This window comes from Massilia sp. NP310 (assembly GCF_019443485.1).
Lineage (GTDB): Bacteria > Pseudomonadota > Gammaproteobacteria > Burkholderiales > Burkholderiaceae_D > Telluria > Telluria timonae.
The window spans coordinates 1,717,848-1,736,456 of sequence record NZ_CP080379.1; the positions used below are offsets into that span (position 1 = coordinate 1,717,848).

At 68.1% G+C, this 18,609-nt stretch carries 16 protein-coding genes; all 16 read right to left on the bottom strand.

Features of this window, described 5'->3' with window-relative positions:
• Window positions 1-10: 10 nt before the first annotated feature.
• The 16 genes from KY496_RS07480 to KY496_RS07555 all read right to left on the bottom strand — a co-directional run bounded on the left by KY496_RS07480 (window position 11) and on the right by KY496_RS07555 (window position 18,586).
• Window positions 11-292, bottom strand: a complete 282-nt coding sequence (locus KY496_RS07480; RefSeq protein WP_005667373.1) for a superinfection immunity protein — start codon at window positions 290-292, stop codon at window positions 11-13.
• A complete protein-coding gene (locus tag KY496_RS07485; protein WP_184238776.1) occupies window positions 289-1,749 on the bottom strand; it encodes a GNVR domain-containing protein in 1,461 nt (486 codons plus the stop codon). Before KY496_RS07485 ends, KY496_RS07480 begins: the two co-directional genes overlap by 4 nt.
• A gap of 225 nt (window positions 1,750-1,974) precedes the next feature.
• Window positions 1,975-3,477 (bottom strand): lipopolysaccharide biosynthesis protein, encoded by a 1,503-nt coding sequence (locus KY496_RS07490; RefSeq protein WP_184238774.1) that lies wholly within the window; start codon window positions 3,475-3,477, stop codon window positions 1,975-1,977.
• Between the two features lies 1 nt (window position 3,478).
• Entirely contained in the window at window positions 3,479-4,624 is a 1,146-nt protein-coding gene (locus KY496_RS07495) for a glycosyltransferase (RefSeq protein WP_005667368.1), read from the bottom strand.
• A complete protein-coding gene (locus tag KY496_RS07500; protein WP_219864370.1) occupies window positions 4,608-5,723 on the bottom strand; it encodes a glycosyltransferase family 4 protein in 1,116 nt (371 codons plus the stop codon). The genes KY496_RS07495 and KY496_RS07500 overlap by 17 nt, the downstream gene beginning before the upstream one ends.
• The gene (locus KY496_RS07505; protein WP_219864371.1) at window positions 5,720-7,276 is read right to left on the bottom strand and encodes an O-antigen ligase; all 1,557 of its coding nucleotides are present in this window, start codon (window positions 7,274-7,276) and stop codon (window positions 5,720-5,722) included. Before KY496_RS07505 ends, KY496_RS07500 begins: the two co-directional genes overlap by 4 nt.
• Window positions 7,277-7,299: 23 nt before the next feature.
• Window positions 7,300-9,024 (bottom strand): hypothetical protein, encoded by a 1,725-nt coding sequence (locus KY496_RS07510; protein WP_219864372.1) that lies wholly within the window; start codon window positions 9,022-9,024, stop codon window positions 7,300-7,302.
• Entirely contained in the window at window positions 9,006-9,899 is an 894-nt protein-coding gene (locus tag KY496_RS07515) for a hypothetical protein (protein WP_219864373.1), read from the bottom strand. The genes KY496_RS07510 and KY496_RS07515 overlap by 19 nt, the downstream gene beginning before the upstream one ends.
• Window positions 9,899-11,080: a Gfo/Idh/MocA family protein gene (locus tag KY496_RS07520; protein WP_219864374.1), complete on the bottom strand. Its 1,182-nt coding sequence runs from the start codon at window positions 11,078-11,080 to the stop codon at window positions 9,899-9,901. The genes KY496_RS07515 and KY496_RS07520 overlap by 1 nt, the downstream gene beginning before the upstream one ends.
• A complete protein-coding gene (locus KY496_RS07525; protein ID WP_219864375.1) occupies window positions 11,067-12,092 on the bottom strand; it encodes a DUF354 domain-containing protein in 1,026 nt (341 codons plus the stop codon). Before KY496_RS07525 ends, KY496_RS07520 begins: the two co-directional genes overlap by 14 nt.
• 28 nt (window positions 12,093-12,120) lie before the next feature.
• Window positions 12,121-13,245 (bottom strand): glycosyltransferase family 4 protein, encoded by a 1,125-nt coding sequence (locus KY496_RS07530; RefSeq protein WP_219864376.1) that lies wholly within the window; start codon window positions 13,243-13,245, stop codon window positions 12,121-12,123.
• 33 nt (window positions 13,246-13,278) lie between these two features.
• On the bottom strand, window positions 13,279-13,503 hold the full coding sequence (locus tag KY496_RS07535; protein WP_071362407.1) for a hypothetical protein: 225 nt from the start codon (window positions 13,501-13,503) through the stop codon (window positions 13,279-13,281).
• Complete coding sequence (locus KY496_RS07540; protein WP_219864377.1) at window positions 13,491-14,543, bottom strand: GNAT family N-acetyltransferase; 1,053 nt, start codon at window positions 14,541-14,543, stop codon at window positions 13,491-13,493. The genes KY496_RS07535 and KY496_RS07540 overlap by 13 nt, the downstream gene beginning before the upstream one ends.
• A 67-nt stretch (window positions 14,544-14,610) precedes the next feature.
• A complete protein-coding gene (locus KY496_RS07545) occupies window positions 14,611-15,843 on the bottom strand; it encodes a GNAT family N-acetyltransferase (RefSeq protein ID WP_219864378.1) in 1,233 nt (410 codons plus the stop codon).
• Between the two features lie 442 nt (window positions 15,844-16,285).
• Complete coding sequence (locus KY496_RS07550) at window positions 16,286-17,578, bottom strand: hypothetical protein (RefSeq protein ID WP_005667349.1); 1,293 nt, start codon at window positions 17,576-17,578, stop codon at window positions 16,286-16,288.
• A 588-nt stretch (window positions 17,579-18,166) separates the two neighbouring features.
• On the bottom strand, window positions 18,167-18,586 hold the full coding sequence (locus tag KY496_RS07555) for a thioesterase family protein (protein ID WP_219864379.1): 420 nt from the start codon (window positions 18,584-18,586) through the stop codon (window positions 18,167-18,169).
• Window positions 18,587-18,609: the final 23 nt, after the last annotated feature.

An 18,609-nucleotide genomic window follows, 5' to 3' on the forward strand; every position in this document is an offset into this window, starting at 1 on the left:
CGACGGCGCGTCACCGGTGGCCATGAAGGGCCGATGGCCCGCATTCACGCACAGGGGTTGAGCGCCGCGTCAGGACGAAGACCAGGGCCGCGATCCAGGCCGCCCCGGTCCAGCCCAGCAGCGCGCACCACAGGAAGACCCGGTCGGCGTGGGGATAGTCGCGCTTCATGGCGATCACGCCCGGCAACAGCAACAGATACACCAGGACCCCAAGGAGCACGAGGGCGATGCGCAGGACGCACAACACGCCAGCGGCCAGCAGGACGATTCCGATACGCGCGACCCGGTTCATGCATCCCCCCCATACTGCTGGCGCAGCCGCTCACGCAAGGTCAGGAAAAAGGCCCCGCCGATGCCGAAGAACAGGCCGAGCACGACGGAGATGGCGACGATCGCCTTGCGCGAACCGGCCGGCTTCGTTGGCACGACCGCCTCGTCGACGATCCTGACGTTGCTGGAGCGGTCTCCGGCATCGACGTCGAGTTCCTCGGTCCGGCGCAGCACCGCGTTGTACAGGTCGGTCTCGGCCTTCAGGTCGCGCGCGCGGCGCTCGAGCTCGGTCGCCACGGCGGGGAGGCGCCCGGTGTCCGCTTCGAGGCCGGCGATCTCGCGACGCGCCCCTTCGAGCTGCCGGTCGAGCGCCAGCAGTTCCGGATGCTGGTCCCCGAAGCGCACGCCCAGCTCGGCGCGCCGGCGCTGCAACTGGGCCAATTGCTCGCGGGTCGAGGACAGCCGGCCCAGCGCCAGGCGCGTATCCTCGACGACGTCCGCGGCGCCGTGCTGGCGGCGGTAGGATTCGTAGCGCTCCTCGGCGGCGGCGACGCGCTGGCGCAGCCCGGGAAGGCGCGCGCGCAGGACGTCCATCGAGCCGGTCGACTCGCTCGCTTTCTGGCGATGCACATGCTCCATGTAGACGTTGCCGATCTCGTTGAGGACAGCCGTGATGCGGCGCGGCTCGGCGCCCTGGAGCCTCACGCTGAGGACGCCGGTGTCCTTGCCGAGCTCGGCAATGTCCAGCCCGGCGCCGATCTCCTCGATCACGGCCGGCACCGAGCGCCGCGCCACCAGGTAGTCGGTGCCCGGCGCGCCCTCCAGTGCGTCGACCCTCAGGTGCACGCTGCCGCCGTCCAGCGCCGCCACCAGCGGCGTGCCGACCCGGCCGACGACGGCGCGGCGGTCGTCCCCGGCGCGCAGGCTGTAGCGTTCCCGGTCGAGGCGCGTGACGAGGAGCGGCTGGTCGAGGAGCTCCGGGGGCACGGTCAGCTCGCTGACCCGGATGCGCTCGCCGCCCCAGGCATAGCCGCCGTAAGGCGCCGGCGCCACGCCGTGGCGCGCATTCCAGCGCGCCAGCGCCGTGCCGATCAGCGGGAAGTAGCGCGGCTCGGCCACCACGTCCAGCCGCAGGCGCGTCGCGGCGGTCCCGATGACCGCGCGCGAGCGCAGCAGTTCGGCTTCGGACATGGCACGCTTGTAGGCCGAACCCGGCGTCGTCTCGCCGAGCAGCGTGCGCGGTTCGGACGAGCGCATGTCGGTCACGTGGATGAGCAGGTTGGCCGTGTAGGACTGAGGCCGCGCCAGGGCATAAAGGGTGCCCAGCGCCGCCACCGACAGGGTGACCAGCACGATGAACAGCCGGTGGCGCACCATCACCCCGACATGTTCCGCCAGCCGGAATGGCACCAGCGCGGGGCCGGGATCGAACCTGTCCAACGGCGTGACTTCGGGTGTCAGGATTTCGTTCTTGCCCATGCTGTTCCCTCGGTTGGACCGGCACAGCGCACTGCTGTGCGGCTATTTAAGTGACCTGGCGCGTGAAGGCAACCCTGCAATCACTACCCTAGCGCGATAAACACGTTCCTTGCTGAGCTAAATCAAGGCGACCCGTACCTCAGCAAGCCGTAAAGGTGTTCGAAGCGCCCCCGGCCGACGCTGACGCGGGTTCCAGGTGCCTATGCACACCCGCGACAGCGACATTCAGGCCGATGGCGGCCGCGCCGCGGCCGGCGCCACGCCGGGAACGGCGAACGGCGCGCACAGGCGGCGCAGCTCTCCCAGGCCGCCGCAGGCGGCGAACAGCGTCAGGGCCGCGGCGGCGTACACGCCAAGCTTGCCCCCGAGGGAGCGCCACGGGCCGGCGCCGAACGCCGGCGCGCACCATTCGGCCAGCAGGATTGCGGCCACGCAGGCGCCCAGCACCAGCCCCGCCAGCCGCAGCGGGAACATCGCGCGCCATGGCCGGCCCAGCACCTTCCCCACGGCGCGCGCATTGGCCAGTTCGCACAGCAGGAAGGCGGCCACGCTGCCGAGCGCCGCGCCGGCCAGGCCGAACCAGTGCACGCCGGCCAGGCTCAGGGAGGCGGACAGCGCCAGCCCTGCGAGATTGATCCGCAGCGCCAGCCGGCCCATGTCGAGCGCCGGCATCGCGAAGCCGACCGCCACCGACTGCAGCGCGACCAGCAGCAGGTACAGGCGCATCACCGGGACCGCCGCCAGATAGCGCTCGGTGTAGACCAGCGCCACGATCTCGGGCGCCAGCAGGAACAGCGCGCCGGCCAGCGGCGCCAGCAGCAGCGTCGCCGCCCCGCTCCCCTTGAGCAGCAGCGCGTGCACTTCGGCGCGGGCGCCGCCGGCGAAGGCGCGGTTCAGGTGCGGCAGCATGGCGCTGTTGATCGGCTGGCGGATCAGCGAGGCGACCGGCAGCACCACGGCGCCAATGGTGAACGCGGCAAAGACGTGCGTCGGCATGAGCGACGCGGCGATCCAGCCGTCGGCCTGGGCCCGCATCGCGAACAGGCTGCCGCCCGCGGCGAACGGCAGCGCATAACGCAGTTGCGCCAGCAGGCTCGCCGGCGCGCAGCGCAGGCGCGCTCCGCCGGGCCGCGTCAGGAAATAGGCCGCCAGCACCACCAGGCGCAGCGCGGCATCGAGCACCAGCGCCGCCAGCACCCAGGCGATGTCGTGCGACAGGATCGCGGCCACGGCCACCAGCGCCGTGCGCAGCAGGGCCAGCGCCAGCTCGGTGCTGCAATGCCACAGGATGCGTCCCTCGGCGATCGCCAGCGTGGTCGTGATCGTCAACAGCACGGACAGTCCCAGGTACAGCGCCGACAGGCCGTGCGTGGCCCCGTGCAGCGCGCGCGACAGGTCGCCCGTGAGCGGACTGGCCGGGCTCGCGAGCAGGGCCACCACCAGGCCCATGCAGGCCAGGTAGGCGAGCGCGTTGCCGATCACCGTCAGCTGCCGCCCGCCGGCGCGCGGCAGGAAGTAGTACAGCGCCTGCGGCATGAAGGCCGGCGCCAGCGCCAGCGCCGTGCCCAGCATCAGGGTCAGGAAGCGGTACTGGCCGAACGTGTCGGCGTCGAGCTGGCGCACCAGGATCACGGGCAGCAGGAACTGCAGGGCGAATTCGACCATGCCACCGGCGGTCAGGAACGCCGCCGACCGGCTCAATCCCATGGCGCGACCGGCGCGTGCCATGTCAGTCGCGCGCCAGGTCGATCAGTTCGCGCACGTAGGCGTCCACCATCCGCGTCAGCGAGAATTCGTGGATCACCTTGCGCAGGCTGGCAGCGCCGAACGCGCTCCGGCAGCCGGGATCGGCCATGCGCAGGATGCGGTCGGACAGCGCGGCCACGTCGGCCTTGGGATACAGGTAACCGTTGCCCGAGTGCTCGACCTGCTCCGAGGCGCCGCCGACGTCGGCCATGATCAGGGGCTTACCCAGGGCCATCGCCTCGAGGGCCGCGATCGAGAATGTCTCGTTATGCGAAGGCACCACGATGACGTCGCACGAGCCGATGGCGAGCCGCACGTCGGCCAGCACGCCCGTGATCGCCACGTCCCCGGTCAGGCGCAGGCTGTCGATGGTGGACTCGATCGCCGGCCGCATCGGCCCATCGCCGATCATCAGGCACTTGGCGCAGGTGCCGGCCGTGCGCGCCATATGAAGCGCGCGCAGCAGGTCCTGGTGCCCCTTCTCCTGGCGCAGGATGCCGCAGACGCCGACCACGTAATCGTGACCCGCGAAGCCGTGCGCCCGGCGGAAGGCGCTGATCTGCGCCGGCCCGAAATCGTTCCTGAAGCGGCCGAGGTCCACGCCGTTGTGCACCACCTGCGAACTGCGCGCCCTGACCCGCTGGGTCTCCCAGTACGAACGCTGGTTCTTGCAGACGAAGACCAGCAGGTCGGACATCCACATCAGGGGCCGGTACAGATACATCTGCAGCCAGGCGCGCCGCGTGAACGGCTCGGTCGAATGCAGGATCTCGACCACCCGCAGGCGGCGCCGCGACAGCAGCCGCACCGCCCACGCATAAATCAGCGGATACGGGTTGGCGCAGACGACGATGTCGACCTCGCGCTGCGCCGCATAGTCCGCCAGCCGGCGCGCCGCGCCCAGGTCGAGCTTGTTGCGGGCGTTCAGGCAGAACGCCGACACCCGGCACTGCTCGTCGTCGAAGGCGCCCGGGATCTCGGCCTCGTCCTTCAGATAGACCAGCGACACCGAGAAGCGGCGCCGGTCGAGCGCCCGCGCCAGCGTCACCGCGTGGGTTTCGGCCCCGCCCACGCTGGCCGAGACGACCAGGAACATCACATGCAGCGGCCGTTCAGTTCCTTGTTCCATGGCAGACCTCCTCGAGTCCATCCAGATAGGGGCCGAGCACGTCCTGCTCGGCATAATGGCGCTCCATGTAGGAGCGGCAGCGCGCGCTGCGCGCGTGCCATTCGGCGCCGCCCGCTGCCAGCGTGGCGACCTGCGCCGCCATGTCGTCCAGCGTCGTTGCCGCATGGCCGAGTCCTTCGCGGGCGATCACGCCGTCGGGGTCGAAAAAAGCGACCGTGGGCGTGCCGTGGATCCAGGCTTGCAGGTAGGAGTTGGGAAAGCCCTCGCTGTCCGAGGTGTTGACGAACACCCGCGCCGCCGCATAGCGCTCGGCCATCCGGTGGTACGGCACGCGGCCGCTGAAGGACAGGTTGCGCAACAGCGCGGCCTGCGCCGCGATGCCGGCATACAGTTCGGCGGCGCCGGGCTGCTCGCCGCCGATCATGCAAAAGCGCAGGTGCGGCAGGCGGCGCGCCAGTTCGAGCAGCAGGTCGGGACGCTTGAACTGGCGCAGGTTGTTCACCCACAGCACGTCGATATCGCGCTCCACCGGCCCCGCCGCGGCCTGCACCAGCATGCGCGCGACCGTGCTGTCGCGCCGGTAGTTCTGCAGCATGGCGTCGCGCTGGCGCTGGGTCTGGACCAGCACCAGGTGCGCCCGCCGCAAGCCGTATTCGTACAGCTTGCGGTCGCGCCGGTACTTGATCAGGAGCGCGTCCGGCACGCAGTCGCTGTCGTGCGCGACCCGGAACACCAGCTTGCGGCCGTATTGCCGGCAGAACAGCGCTACCAGCCCCAGCTGCATGCCGGCGCAGCTCAGGTAGTACACGTCGGCGTCGGCGCGCCGCAAGGCGCGCCAGGTCTTGATCCAGCGTGGATACACGAAGCGCAGCACCGGCAGTCCGGCCGCCTGGCGGAACGCGCGATGGGTGACGATGCCCGACCAGCTGTGGCGGTCGGGCTGGCCGTAGTCGTACACCACCATGCTGACGTCGAAACCGCGCCGCACCAGTGCCCGTGCCAGCAGCGTCTGCTGGACCTGCTCGCCGCCGATCCCGTGCATATTGAATTCCTCGGCCAGCACCGGCAGGTTGTCCATGCCGACGAAACAGACTTTCATGCCCCCTCCTCCACTGCGGGCCGGCCGCGTACCGGCGCGCGCTGCGCAGCCGCGGGCTGCGCGGCCGCGCAGTGCGCACGGGCCAGCGTCCCGACGGCCGCGCCGTAGCACAGCCAGAAATACACATGCGTGAACGACGGCATGAAGCTGTCGTCGGTCAGGCCCTGGACCAGCAGCAGCAGGATGCAGGCCGCGCCGCCGCCGAAGAACCCGGCCAGCGCCGCGCCGCCGGCCTGGCGCGCCGCGCGCCGCAACAGTCGCCAGGCATGGGCGAAGAACAGCGCGGTCAGCACGCTGCCGACGATGCCGACGTCGAGCAGCGCGCCCAGGTAGGCGCTGTGCGGATGGCCCACCGGCAGGATCGTGCGCGCCTGCGCCGCCTGCGACCACAAGATGGATGCGTGGCCGGCGCCCAGGATCGGGTGATCGAGTATCTCCGGCAACAGCGGCAGCCAGATGGCGTCGATGCGGCCCGAGCTGAGCAGGTCGAGGTCGCCGCCGCCGATGCCGTGCAGCGCCCGCTGCGCCAGGGAATCGGACGACAGGGCCACGACCAGCGCCAGCGCGACCAGCACCCAGACCGGCCAGTTGCGTCCGCGCACGGTCGCCAGCGCATACAGGATGACCACCCCCAGCCCGAGAAAGGCGCCGCGCGAGAAGGTCATCAGGACGCCCGCCATCAGCACCAGGCAGGCCAGCGCCAGCGCGACGCGCGCCGTGGCGCGCCCGGTCGTCCCGAGGGCGCAGAGCGCCAGGGCCAGCGCCATGTTCAGCAGCAGGCCGAGCTCGTTCGCATGCAGGCCCAGCGCCGACAGCGAGCTGCGCGACTCCTGCTGCGCCAGGTCGGCGCCGGCGCTGGCGCCATGCAGCGCGAACAGGCAGACCAGCACAGCCAGCAGCACCGCCGACGACAGCACCGGCAGCAGCAGCCAGCGCGGGTCGCGCACGTTCGCCGCCAGCAGGCCCATGAACGCGCAGCCGGCGACGACCAGCATGGGCACGAACAGGCTCACCTTCAGGTAGCCCAGCGGCGTCGTCTCGACCACCACCTCGAGCACCCTGAAATATTCCGGGATGGCGCTTGCCGAGCGGGCGCCGTTGAGGGCCGCGAACACGACCATGGCGACATAGGCCAGGAAGGCCGGCCGCCAGCGGGGATAGCGGATGCGCCAGGGATCGAGCGCATGGCCGCAAGCGACCGACATCAGGGTGAGCAGCATCACCAGGGCGACGATGCGCTGGCCGGACTGGCCGGCCACACCTTCGGACAGGAACCAGGTCGGCACATAGGGCAGCAGGAAGGCCACCGCCACGGCCAGGACACGGAAATCGCGCATGCCGAGCAAGGCCACGACGCTGGCGCCGAGGACGGCGGCGGCGCGCACGCCGCCGAGGAACTCGCAAGCCATGCCGACCGCCAGCGCCGCACCCAGGCAGGCCAGGTACACGAGCGCCGGCCCGGCGGGCCGGGCCGCGCCGAGCGGACGCGCGGCGGGCGCCGGGGTCGACGCCGCCAGAGGCGGCGACAGCGGTGGCACGATCGGATCGTTCATCGGCTCCTCGTCGGCTCCAGCCCTCAGGGGGCGAAACAATGGGTCTTGATATCGACCACGGTCACATCGCCGTCCGACGAGATATGGTGGCTGCCCAGCGAGCGCTGCAGATAGTCGTGCCGGATGTCGGTGACCTTGCGCTCCGAATACCTGGTCTCGTCGAGTTCGATGATCTCGTACAGGGCCAGGCCTTCGCCGTACTGGTCGAAGCCCTGGCGCTGGGCGGCGCGGTAGATGCGGCCTTCGTCCACGATCAGGCCGGCATTGCGCCCCATGTCGGTATCGATGTAGAGCGGGTTCATGGGGTGCGGCGTCCACGCTCCGCCGAGCGGATCGGGCGCGTGGAACAGGCACAGCTCGGAGCAGTGGTCGTTCAGGCCCGCGCGGTCGATGCTGGTGAGCAACCACCAGCGACCGCGGTGCTCGAAGAACATCGAGTCGGCGGCCGAGATACCGTCGATGGCGACCGAATCGAGCGACCAGCGCAGCGGGAACTCGTCGCATTTGTAGATGCGGATCTGGTTGCTCTCGGAGGTCTCGGGGCACATGTAGAGACGGCCCGCGTATTCGAACAGGAACGGAAACGACAGGTGGAACGGCTCGCGCAGCGCCACGCCGAGGCACTTGACGTCGGCCTGGGTGATCTCGAGCACCGAGATATGCGCGCGATTGGTGGCGTAGACATAGTCTTCGACGAAGCAGTAGATCCTTCCGGCATGGACCCGCAGGAAGGGATCGGCCCAGAAATGCCCATCCGGGGCCGCCACCGGCACGCCGCGCCACAAGACGGCGTTGCGCCACCCCGAACGGGTCACCGACAGCGTCCATTTGTGACGGATGCCGAGGATGCGTCGCAGGCCGCGCATGCCGAGCCGCCCGGCCAGCTTGAGCGCATAGCGCAGCGCGTGCAGGCTGCCCGGCGACGCCAGGCAGCAGCCCGAGTAAGGGACCGGATCGCGCACGGCCGGCAGCTTGCGCGTCGCGGCCACGTCGTCCAGCAGCCTGCGCAACTGGGCATGCGCCTTGCAGAACAGGTGCGCCTGGTTGAGCAGGAAGGAATACTTGGTGCGGAACGCCCCCTCGACCAGGACCTGGCCCGCCTCCCCCGGCCGTCCCAGCCGGACGATGGCGAATCCGGTCTTGCGCGTACGGTGGTAGGTTTCCCAGAAGCCGATGGGCGCGCCGCCGGCGATCCGGTCGCGCCGGTAGTCGATGCCGATGGCGCCGAGGCGCGCCGCCCCGCCCAGGCGCTCGTCGCAGGTGGCGCCATCGCAGCACACCAGCAGGTCGAGGTCGAACCCGGCCAGCTCCGGATCCGAGATCGCCGGGAGCGCAGCGCCGGGCGCCGCGGCCGATGCGGGATCGGGCGCCGCCGCAGACGGCGCCACGCTGCGCACCGGCACGCCGCGCGCGGCGGCCAGCGCGGCCACGTCGACCACGTCCAGGTGCGCGCGGTGCGCTTCATAGTGGCGCAGCAGTTGACGCTCGAGGGCCATCACGCCGGCAAACAGCAGCGGTGTGCGCGGCGACGGCTGCGGCGACGGCTGCGGCGCGGTCGGTCCCCGGGCCGCGGGGCGGCGCTTGCGCCCCGCCCGGCCCGGCGGCGCGCCGTCGGTGACCAGCACCAGCGCCAGCTCGAGGTCGCCGTGTTCGGCCAGCCAGTCGCACAGGGCGGCCGTATAGGCGTCGCTCGCGCGCGTCTCGAGCAACAGGCCGACGCGCAGCGGCTTCATACGCGCCCACTGCATGGCTCGCCCCTTCCCAGCGCCGTGTAGTGGTCGATCAGGTACTTGGTGTTGCGCACCTTGCCCAGGCTGGAGGCGCCGAACACGATCGATTCGATGCGCGGCTGGCCGCAGACGTACTCGATCGCTTCCTCGGCCGGGATCGCGCCGGAAGCGAACACCGACATCGCCACCGCGCGGAACTTGCGCGACGCGACCGTTTCCTCGTAGGCCGGCAGGCCGCCGCACATCCGGAAGCCGATCTTGTTGACGTTGGCGCAGACGATTGGGTTGTCGATGCCGACGGCGTCGAGCGCTTCGAGCAGCCGGGGAAGGTTCATGGTGATGAAACCCGGTTCGGCCCCGTAGCGCTCGCGCGCATGGTCGTGGAAGGTGCGCAGCGCGTCGTGGAAGCCGAGGCCCAGCGCCAGGTCGGTGACCACGTTCTGCAGGAAGACGACCGGGGTCGGGATCGCCGCGAACATCTTCATTTCGGCGTCGATGAGACGCCGGATCAGGGCGTCGATGTCGCGCCGCGCCACCGCGATGCCGCTCTTGACCGCCGCCGTCAGCGGCGACTCATCCGGCAGGAACTTGCGGACCGCCTCGATGATGCCCAGTTCGGACACGGCGTTGGCATACTTGTGCGCGTAAGGCATGCAGGGATAGATCTTCAGCTGGCGGTAGCGCGCCGGCTGCGCGCGGATGGCCTCGCAGATCGCCGCGACCCGCTCGTGGGTGGTGCACATCAGCACCTCGATGCCCTCTTCCAGGACGCCATCGAGCATCGCCAGGATGGCCTCGTTGCTCTGGAACTGCATGCTCTGGGCCCGCGCATGCTCGTCCGACATGTGGTTGATGCCGAAGAACTGGTTGTCTCCAAATAGAATACGGTCCATCAGGGGCTCCCTTTCAATGCCTTCATGATCGTCTCGGGCGAGCTCAGAATCGCGTCGCGCAGCCTTCCCCAGCGCCCCGGGACGCCGCGCGCGAGCGCCAGGTCGGCGCCGGCGCCTGCCCCGGCGCCGGCCCCGGCGCCGACCGCGCCGGCGGCGTCGCGCCGGATCATGTCGGCCACCAGGTCGGTGGCCAGGCCCGCGGCCAGGCTGCAGTGGCTGTCGACCCGGCGCTGCCGTATCGATTCGGCGAAATAATCGATCTGCGCCGAATACTCCTCGCCGCGCAGGTAGAACCACACCGGCCTGGTCAGCTCGGTGGTATAGCGGACGTTCCAGCCTGCCGCCAGGTCGGGACGGGCCGCCACCGGCGTGCGCAGGTGGATGTGCAGCTCCTGGCGGCTGGCCTCGATCTTGCCGTTGGTGCCCCACAGCACGAGCGTGGTCGACATCTTGCGGTGGCTGTCGTCGCTCCAGTTGGCGGACAGCTGCGCGGTCTTGCCGTCGGCGTAAGACAGGTTGGCATACACCTCGTCGTCGGCCGACGCGGAAAATACGCTGCTCAGGATCGAGCCCGATACGCCGGTCGGCGGGCCGACCGTGAAATTGAGCAGATCGATGCCGTGGCAGGCGTAGTCGTACAGGCAGCCGCCGCCCTCGTTGCGGCTGCTGCGCCAGGTCGCTCCCTTCGGGCGCAGCACCACCGGGCCATAGCAGTCGACGCGCGCGTGATGCACGCGCCCGATCGCGTCGACGTCGAGCAGGCGCCGGACCTCTTCGAACGTGCCCAGGAAGCGGTTGTGGTAACCGACCTGGGTCACCGCGCCGCGCGCGGCGGCCAGCGCCACCAGGCGCGCGCCCTCCTCGACGTCCAGGCAGAACGGCTTTTCGCAGAACACGTCGAGGCCGTGCTCGAGCGCCGCGCGCACCATCCGCGCGTGCAGCCGCGAGGGCGTGGCGACCAGCACCGCATCGAGCCGCTCGCGCTCGAGCATGCGCGCATAGTCGCTGTAGGTGGCCACCCCGGTGTAGCGGCCGATGATGTCCAGCAACCAGGTGGCGGGATCGCAGACGGCGACCAGCTCCAGGTCGGGGTGGGCGTTGACGATGGCCTGGTGCGACAGGCCCATCTTGCCCAGGCCGGCGATGGCGATGCGGATGGGGGGCGTGTCAGGCGTGTGCATGGGTCACCTCGTGCTTGATCATGTCGTAGGCGGCCCGCCCCTTGGCGAGCAGGCCGGCGTTGGGACCGGCCCGCTCGCGCGAGGCCAGGTAATCCAGGGATTCCTGCGCGGTGAGCGCAGGCAGGTGGGCGCAGGCGCCTTCGGCGATCAGGTAGCGGTCGACGTCGAGCAGCGCGTCCTGGTAGACCGAGATGGTGGGCACGCCCAGCACGGCCATCTCGCGCGTCATGGTGCCGCCCGCGCCGATGAACAGGTCGCAGTCGCCGGCGATGGCATCGATGTCGATCACGCCGGACAGGGTGCGGCAAGCCTTGAACGCCGCACCGGCATAGTGCTGGTACTGCTCGCGGGAGCGCGGCAGCACCGTGACGCTGGCCCGGTGCTGCAGCGCGCCGATGACATCGTCCAGGAAATTGCGCGGTCCCCGGTAATACTGGGCCGTCCAGGGCTCGGGACGGACGTAGATGCGCGGCGGCGCCTGCAGATGGGGCGACCTGGGCGGCGACGCGCGGCGCTGCGCATACTCCCACAGGTAGATCCCCTCCTTCACGCCGGGATAGCGCTCGACCTTGGCCAGGCGCGCGCCCTGGCGCCTGAGGTTCCGGGCGCTCAGAAATTCTGGCACCATGATCCGGTCGGCGCAGGCAAAGGCCGGCACGTTGCCCGCCGCATGCTCGTTGTCGTTCAGGTAGACCGAGCGGATGCCCAGCAGCCGGGCCACGACGGGCGAGTGGAAAGAGCTCTGCGATACCGCCACCTCGACCCCGCGCCGACGCAGGAAGCGCACCAGCTGCGCGACCCGGATCGGGAAGCCGCAGGCCTTGCCGATCAGGGAGCGGCCATAGTGCACGCCCACCGTCGTATGCGGGATCCGGTGCATGCGCAGCAAGTCTTCGGTATTGGCCAGCGGCCGGCTGGTGACGATGACCTCGTGGGACCGCTGCAGGTCGCGGATCATCGTGCGGAACATATTGATGTGCGGCGAATTGGATAGATCGAACCAAATCTTCATGGATTCTCCCTGGTCGGACGCGGCCCGGTCAGCCGATTTTCTCGTCGAAGCGCTCGCGCCTTCCAGGCCGGCGCGCCTCGTGTGCCGCGAGTTTCTCGTACAGGTCTTCCAGCGTGGCGATCATCCGGGTGCTGGAGAATTCGGTCCGGACCCGCTCGCGGCCGGCGGCGCCCAGGCGCATGCGGGCGTCCGGATCGGCCAGCAGGCCGAGCACCGCGGCGGCGAGCGCCCCGGGATCGCCGGGCGCGACCAGCACGCCTTCCACCCCATCGCGCACCGCCTCCGGGATGCCGCCGACCGCCGTGGCGACGACCGGGGCGCCATGCGCCATCGCCTCCAGCAAGCTCATCGGCAAGCCCTCGGCATGCGACGGCAGCACGAAGACGGTTGCCGTGTCGAGCAGGGCCGCGCGTTCGCGTGCGTCGACCCAGCCTGGCAGGTCGACGCTGGCCTGCAGTCCAAGGGTCGCGACGAGCGCGCGCGTCTCGTCGCGCTGGCCGTCGCCGCACAGCAGCAGCCGCGCCTGCGGCACGGACGCGACGATCGTGCGCATCGCGCGCAGCAGGTCGTGGCAGCCCTTGCCCGCCTCGAGATGGCCAAGAAAGACCAGCGTCGCCGGCGCGCGCGCGGGCGCCTGCGCCCCGTCGCGCTGCGGCAGCAGCACCGGGTTGTGCAGGACGACGACACGGCGCTGGGAGGAAACGGCGCGCACCCAGGCCTGCAGTTCGCTCGAGACGACGACGACGGCCCGCGCCCGGTCGAAGGCGAAGCGCATCAGCAGGCGGGCCAGCGGGCCGCACCCGGTGCGGTAGTACTCGGGATAACGTCCCGCGTGCAGGTGCAGCGCGACCGGCACGCGGAACAGGTAACCCAGCAGGAAGAACACGTACTTGCGCCAGAAGCTGGCGTTGATGGCCACGTGGATGTGCAGCAGCGCGACCTCGCCCCTGGCCAGGAGGCGGAGCAGGGCCATCAGGGCCTGCGCGAACAGGTGGACCTTGGCCCGCCCCGGCCCGGTGCGATGCGTCGGAAGGTAGACGATGTCGCGCCGCGCGAGCAGCCCCGCGGCCCGATACACCGCGATGACCGACGCGATGCCGCCGCAGCCGTCGACATGGGTTCCGAGCATCACGATTTTCTTTTCATGGTTCATGGCTGTCGCTCCAGGCGTGTGTGCGCCCTTGTTTTAAAGGAAATGGGAAGCCAGCAGGATCGCGCCGAGCAGGGTCAGGAGCACCGTCTTGGCGCGCCGCGTCTCGCGCTCCATGGCCGCATCGCGCTCGCTCGCCGCGCGCGGCGCGGCTTGCGCGGGAGCCGGAGCCTCGGTCTCTTCCCACAGCAACGGCAGCTGTTCGGGCGGGCCGGTGCGCTCGCGTTCGGACAGGGGCCGGCCGACATCTAGGATTTCCACGATCGCCTCCAGGACGAAATGCGCTGTTTGGCCTGGCGCCCCCGCCCGCGCGCCAGGGTGCGGACATAGGTCGGCAGGCTCGCCATGACCGCGGCCGGCGAGCGGTATACGACGATGCGGTCGAAGTCGCGCTGCTGCCCGAGCAGCCTGCGCTTGTAGTCGTAGCGGCCGGAAAGCAGGTGGTACTCGCGCATGCCGCGCCGGATCGACTCGCAGATGCTCATGAAGCAGCACAGCAGGCCGAGCCGGGCCTGGTCGAAGCCGGGATCGTGCGCGATCACGTGCATGTAGGCATGCCGGCCCACATGGGTACACGCCACCCCGGCGCGGATACGCCCGCCGCTTCGGGCGAACAGGACGCATCCATACGCGCCGAGCATGCTCTCCAGCATGGCCAGCGAGTCCGCGGTGTGGCTCGGGGACTGTCCCTTGCGCGACAGGCGCAGGCAGTTGAGTCCGACCAGGGCGGCCAGATCGGCCCGCTCGATGGTGTCGGGGCCATGGAAGGTAAACGCCAGGTCCGGCGCCTGCTGCGCGACCATCCGCTGGGCGCGCCGGATCGCCGCGCGGGTATTCGGCCCGAGGCTGGCAAGATAGGCGTCGGGCGTGCCCTGCAGCGAGATCACCAGGTCTTCGGTGGCGCCATAGCGCTGGCACGGAAACGGCATGGGCGAGGGTTGCGCCTGCACCGCCGGGAAATGAATCAGGCGGACGCCCTCGTGCCGCGCGAGCAGGCAGCGCACCATCTGTTCGACCTGTCCGCCCTCGATGGCGAACAGCTCGTTCAAGACCGTGATCGCGCCCCCTTCGCGGCGGTACAGCACGGCCGTGACCGGAGCGCCGTCGCGCAGCGCGACATAGCACGCCACCTCGGCGTCGGCCGGGAACGCCGCGCAGCGCGCCTCCGTGCAGAACACGTTCTCGTGGCACTTCTCGAGCAGCGCGCGCAGGGACGGCGGAAAGGGCCGTCCGACGATCAGCGTTTCTTGCCGCGCCGCGCCACTTGTCAGGTCGAGTCGATCGTCGAGTCGATCATTCATTGTTCCACCATGTGGTTTTGAAACGAAGCCGGGCCACAGCGCGCCCGTCCTCATGCCCCGCGGGCCGTCAGGCATCCGTGTCGCCCCCGTCGCGTTGGAAGCCCGGCTTGCCGACTCGCCCCGCCGACATGAAGCGCAGGTGCCGCAGGCCCTTTCTGGCGTGGCGCAGCGCGGCGAGCGAGTGGCCGAGGAGCCGGCTGCCCGCGCCGTCGCGCGCCTGCACCTCGCCCACGCGAAGCCGGAGCTGGTGCAGCCGGGAGCGCGCTGCGTTGCGCAACAAGGTGCGACAACAGACGAGCGCCGCAGCCCGGGAGCGGTAGATCGTCACGCTGCGCAGCGTCTTGCGGCGCGCCAGGAAATGGGACTTCCAGCCGTCATGGCCCCCCATCATCCATAGTTCGCGGCCGCCGGTGGCGATGGCGTGGAAGATCGTATGCAGGTTGACCTGGCGGCCCAGCCGGTAGGCGTCGAAACGTGGGTCGTGGCCGACCAGGTGCAGGAAGTGGCGCGTCCCGACCCTGAAATAGAGGGTGGCAGCCACGATTCTTTCTTCGATCAGCATGATGCCCAGGTAGCCGTAGCTGCGCGCCAGCCTGAGCATGCGGTCGATCTCGGTATTCACGACATACGGTTCGGCATGGCGCGCATCCATCCGCTGGTCGGTCAGGTGGACCAGTTCGCGCACATGGCGCGGGGTGATCTGCTGCGTGGAAAGCACCTCGAAACGGCAGGATGGAAACTGCGCTGCGCACTTGCGCATGCTGCGCCGCATCAGCTCCCTCGTGCTCTTGCCCAACTGCTGCATATAGGCGTCCGCGCTGGGCGGAAGATCGACCACGTTTTCCTGTAGCTGGGGCAGGACCTGGACGGGGAAGGCGAAGGTGGACGCATCGATCAACGTGTCGAGCGCGTAGGCCTCGATGCGCCGCGCCGCCGGATAGCGGGAAAACACGTTGACGGCGAAGTAAGCGAGGTCGCCCTCGCTCAGGGCGACCTGCTGGTTGACGATGCGGACCGTGTCGCGATCGATCCGGAACAGAATCAGCAGGGCGATGTCATGCTCGTCGGCGGCGACGAAGGTGTGGATGTCGTCAAGCCGCTCGTAGATGCCGATCCGGGTCAGGGTGCAATAGATACTTGCGTAGAGGCGCTCGAGGGCCGCGTCCGCGAAGTCTGGAATGGCGTTCTCGTAGAAGCGACTGGAAACAATGTGTTTGTCTGCATGGGATGCAAAGGGCGGATTACCTTCTTGCCAGAAACTAGCTGGAATCGCATGAGCGGTGGTGTTTTTATTGCCCATGTTATGACCACGCCTCCGCATGAATTGAATTGACATTCAAATTCTATTTTTTTGCGATCAGTCTGGCGTGATTAATATCAAACCATGCATGAGCAATAAATATTTATCACTGTCGAGCATGGTTTTACCTTGCCTCATTAAATTCATTTCGACAAGATCGCCGAATCGCCCCGCCCCTCCGATTCAAATAACAAGGCGAAGTGAGATTTTTCACGGGATATCTTGATAAAAGCTATAAGCCATGCGCAGATTTCCCTTTATATTTATTATAATAATTCGGAATTAGCATATTCGACGGCAGATATTATAATAAGCAAAGTGATCAGTATCATGATGCGGCCGAAGCAGCATTTGGCGCCGCGCTCACGCGACGCCGACGACGCCCATAAAAAAACCGCCGCATTCTCATGCGGCGGCTCGTGCTCGTGCTCTTGCGAAGCGCTTATGGCGCGATGGCAGGCGCCAGGGGCTGGCGCGGGGTGCCGCCGCCACCGATGCTGGTCGGGCTGTTGTTGTCGACCACGCTCAGTGCGCGCATCAGGCGCTGGATGTCGCGCACCCAGGCGGTATTGCCCTGGACCTTCTGGTTCATGTCGAAGCCCCAGTCGCGCCGGAACTCAGCGCGTTTCGAGCCGTCCGGACCGTCTTCGGCGCTGATGTCGAAACCGGGCGCATAGGTGTCGTCGACGATGTAGGCGCCATAGTTCTGCAACGTCCAGGCCAGCTGCTTGGCCGGCGTGGTTTCCAGGCCCAGCGAGGTGATCGAGGTGCTGCCCGGGATCGCCAGCAAGGCGCCCATCTTCATGGCGGTGTTGCTGTTGCCGGTTGCGCTGCCGTACCAGCCGACCGCATAGCTGTCGGAGGTCGTTGCCGGCCAACGCGAGCAGGCGCTGCGCGTCGTGCACCTGAACAGCGCTTCCTTGGCGTACACATTGACCTTCAGCGCATGGCGCGGACCGGTCGTGGTGCCCGGACGCAGCTCACCGAGGCGGATGCTGCCGCCGATCGCGGACAGGCCCGAGCCGCCGTGCGCGCCGGTAATGCCTGAACCATACAGGTCGACATTGGAGAACTTGGCGAAGGACGTGGCCGGGCCTCCGGCGGTGCAGCGCGCCACCGGCTGGGTTTGCACCAGTGTGCGGCCATCCCTCATCAGGAACACGGCCGAGCTGTTCTTGTTGGTATTAGGAATGATGTAATTGCTGGGCATCGGCACCTGGTACATCAGGCCGCCCGTGGCGCTGCAACGATTCCTGCCAGTCCAGGCGGCGCTGCTGTAGTTGATATTGACCAGCGGCGCGGTTGGCTTGAGGATGATTTTCTCGTCGTCGATACCGGGCATTTGTGCCCAAATATTATTGCCCGGACGCGAATTCAGGTTGGCGCGCACGAACCGTGCATTGCTGCCGATCGGCATATTCCAGATGCTGTTGCTGGCAAACGGTTGCTTGAGGGGATCGCGCGCACCCGCGGCGGCGACCACGGTTGCCAGCGACTTGTTTCCGCTGGGGGCATCGGTCGTGGCCGCGGGGGCGACGTCGGTGGATTGGCCATCCGGCGTGGCGTCAGTGGCGGGCGCATCGGCTGCGGTAGTGGCAGCGCTGTCGGGCGCGTAATCGGCGGGACGAACTGGCGTTTCTACTTCTGCCAGAGAAACACTGGCCGGGTCGAGCGAGGCAGGATCCCCGCCACCACCACATGCGGCGAGTACGGCAAACGCAGGGGCAAGCACCATGAGTTTGGCTTTCGGTTGGAGTCGAGTGGAATTGTTCACAGAATCTTTCCTTACACAAATGATGAATGAGGTCGTTTGAGGATTCCAAAGACCAAGGAGTTCCATCACATAAGGAAAATATTTTCTGTTGGCTATTTCATCAACTCAAATAAACAAAGATTTTTCCCCTCTAGAAATTGAACCGGGGGTAAAAAATGCGGAACCGGCATTCATCGATGCACTTGGGGAAACAGAGTTTCTATTCGACATGCTGCCACTAATACAGCATACAGAGACTTATTCACAGCCGTATCCGTCGATAAGCGATAGCGAGATATCGAACAACTAGTTGAACGATGCCTCGTCGATCGTGGATGACACGCAGCGATGCACGCCATTACGCGGCTGAATGGGATGAGCTGATTGAATTCCGGTGATTGCGACACGTGTTCAATAACACGCGTCGTACCGTCGCGCTGCCACGATTGCGCAGGCATGGCGCGGCCGGTCGGGCGCTGGAATGCCGAGGCCGGCATAGCCCCGGCGCGCGACCGCGAACCTGTCGGCGATCGCGCGCGGCGGCCGAAGACGATGGTGCGCGGTCTCGTCTTACGCGGTCGGGAGCCCGGCGCGCAGGGATTCCGGCAAGGGCGCCGACTTGCCGAGCTTGAAGTCGACCCACACCACCTTGGCCACGCCGTCGGCATGCAGGTCGCCCGGTTCGCCGTCCGCCCCGATCAGGCGGATTTCGTGCGACACCTCGACGCTCGAGCGTCCCGGCGGCGCCACGAAGGTGCGCACCTCGATATCGCCGGGATAGGTCAATTGCTTGAGAAAATTCATCGAGGCATTGACGATCACCGGTCCTTCGTTGCGCGAATCCGGCAGGCCGCCCACCTGTTCCAGCCAGGCGATGCGGGCGGACTCGATATAGCGGAAATAATTCGTGTTATTGACATGCCCCATGGCGTCCATATCGCCCCAGCGAATCGGCATGCGCATGGTGTGAACCAACTTCTTGCTACTCATTCCCTGTCTCTGCTTCCCAAAAA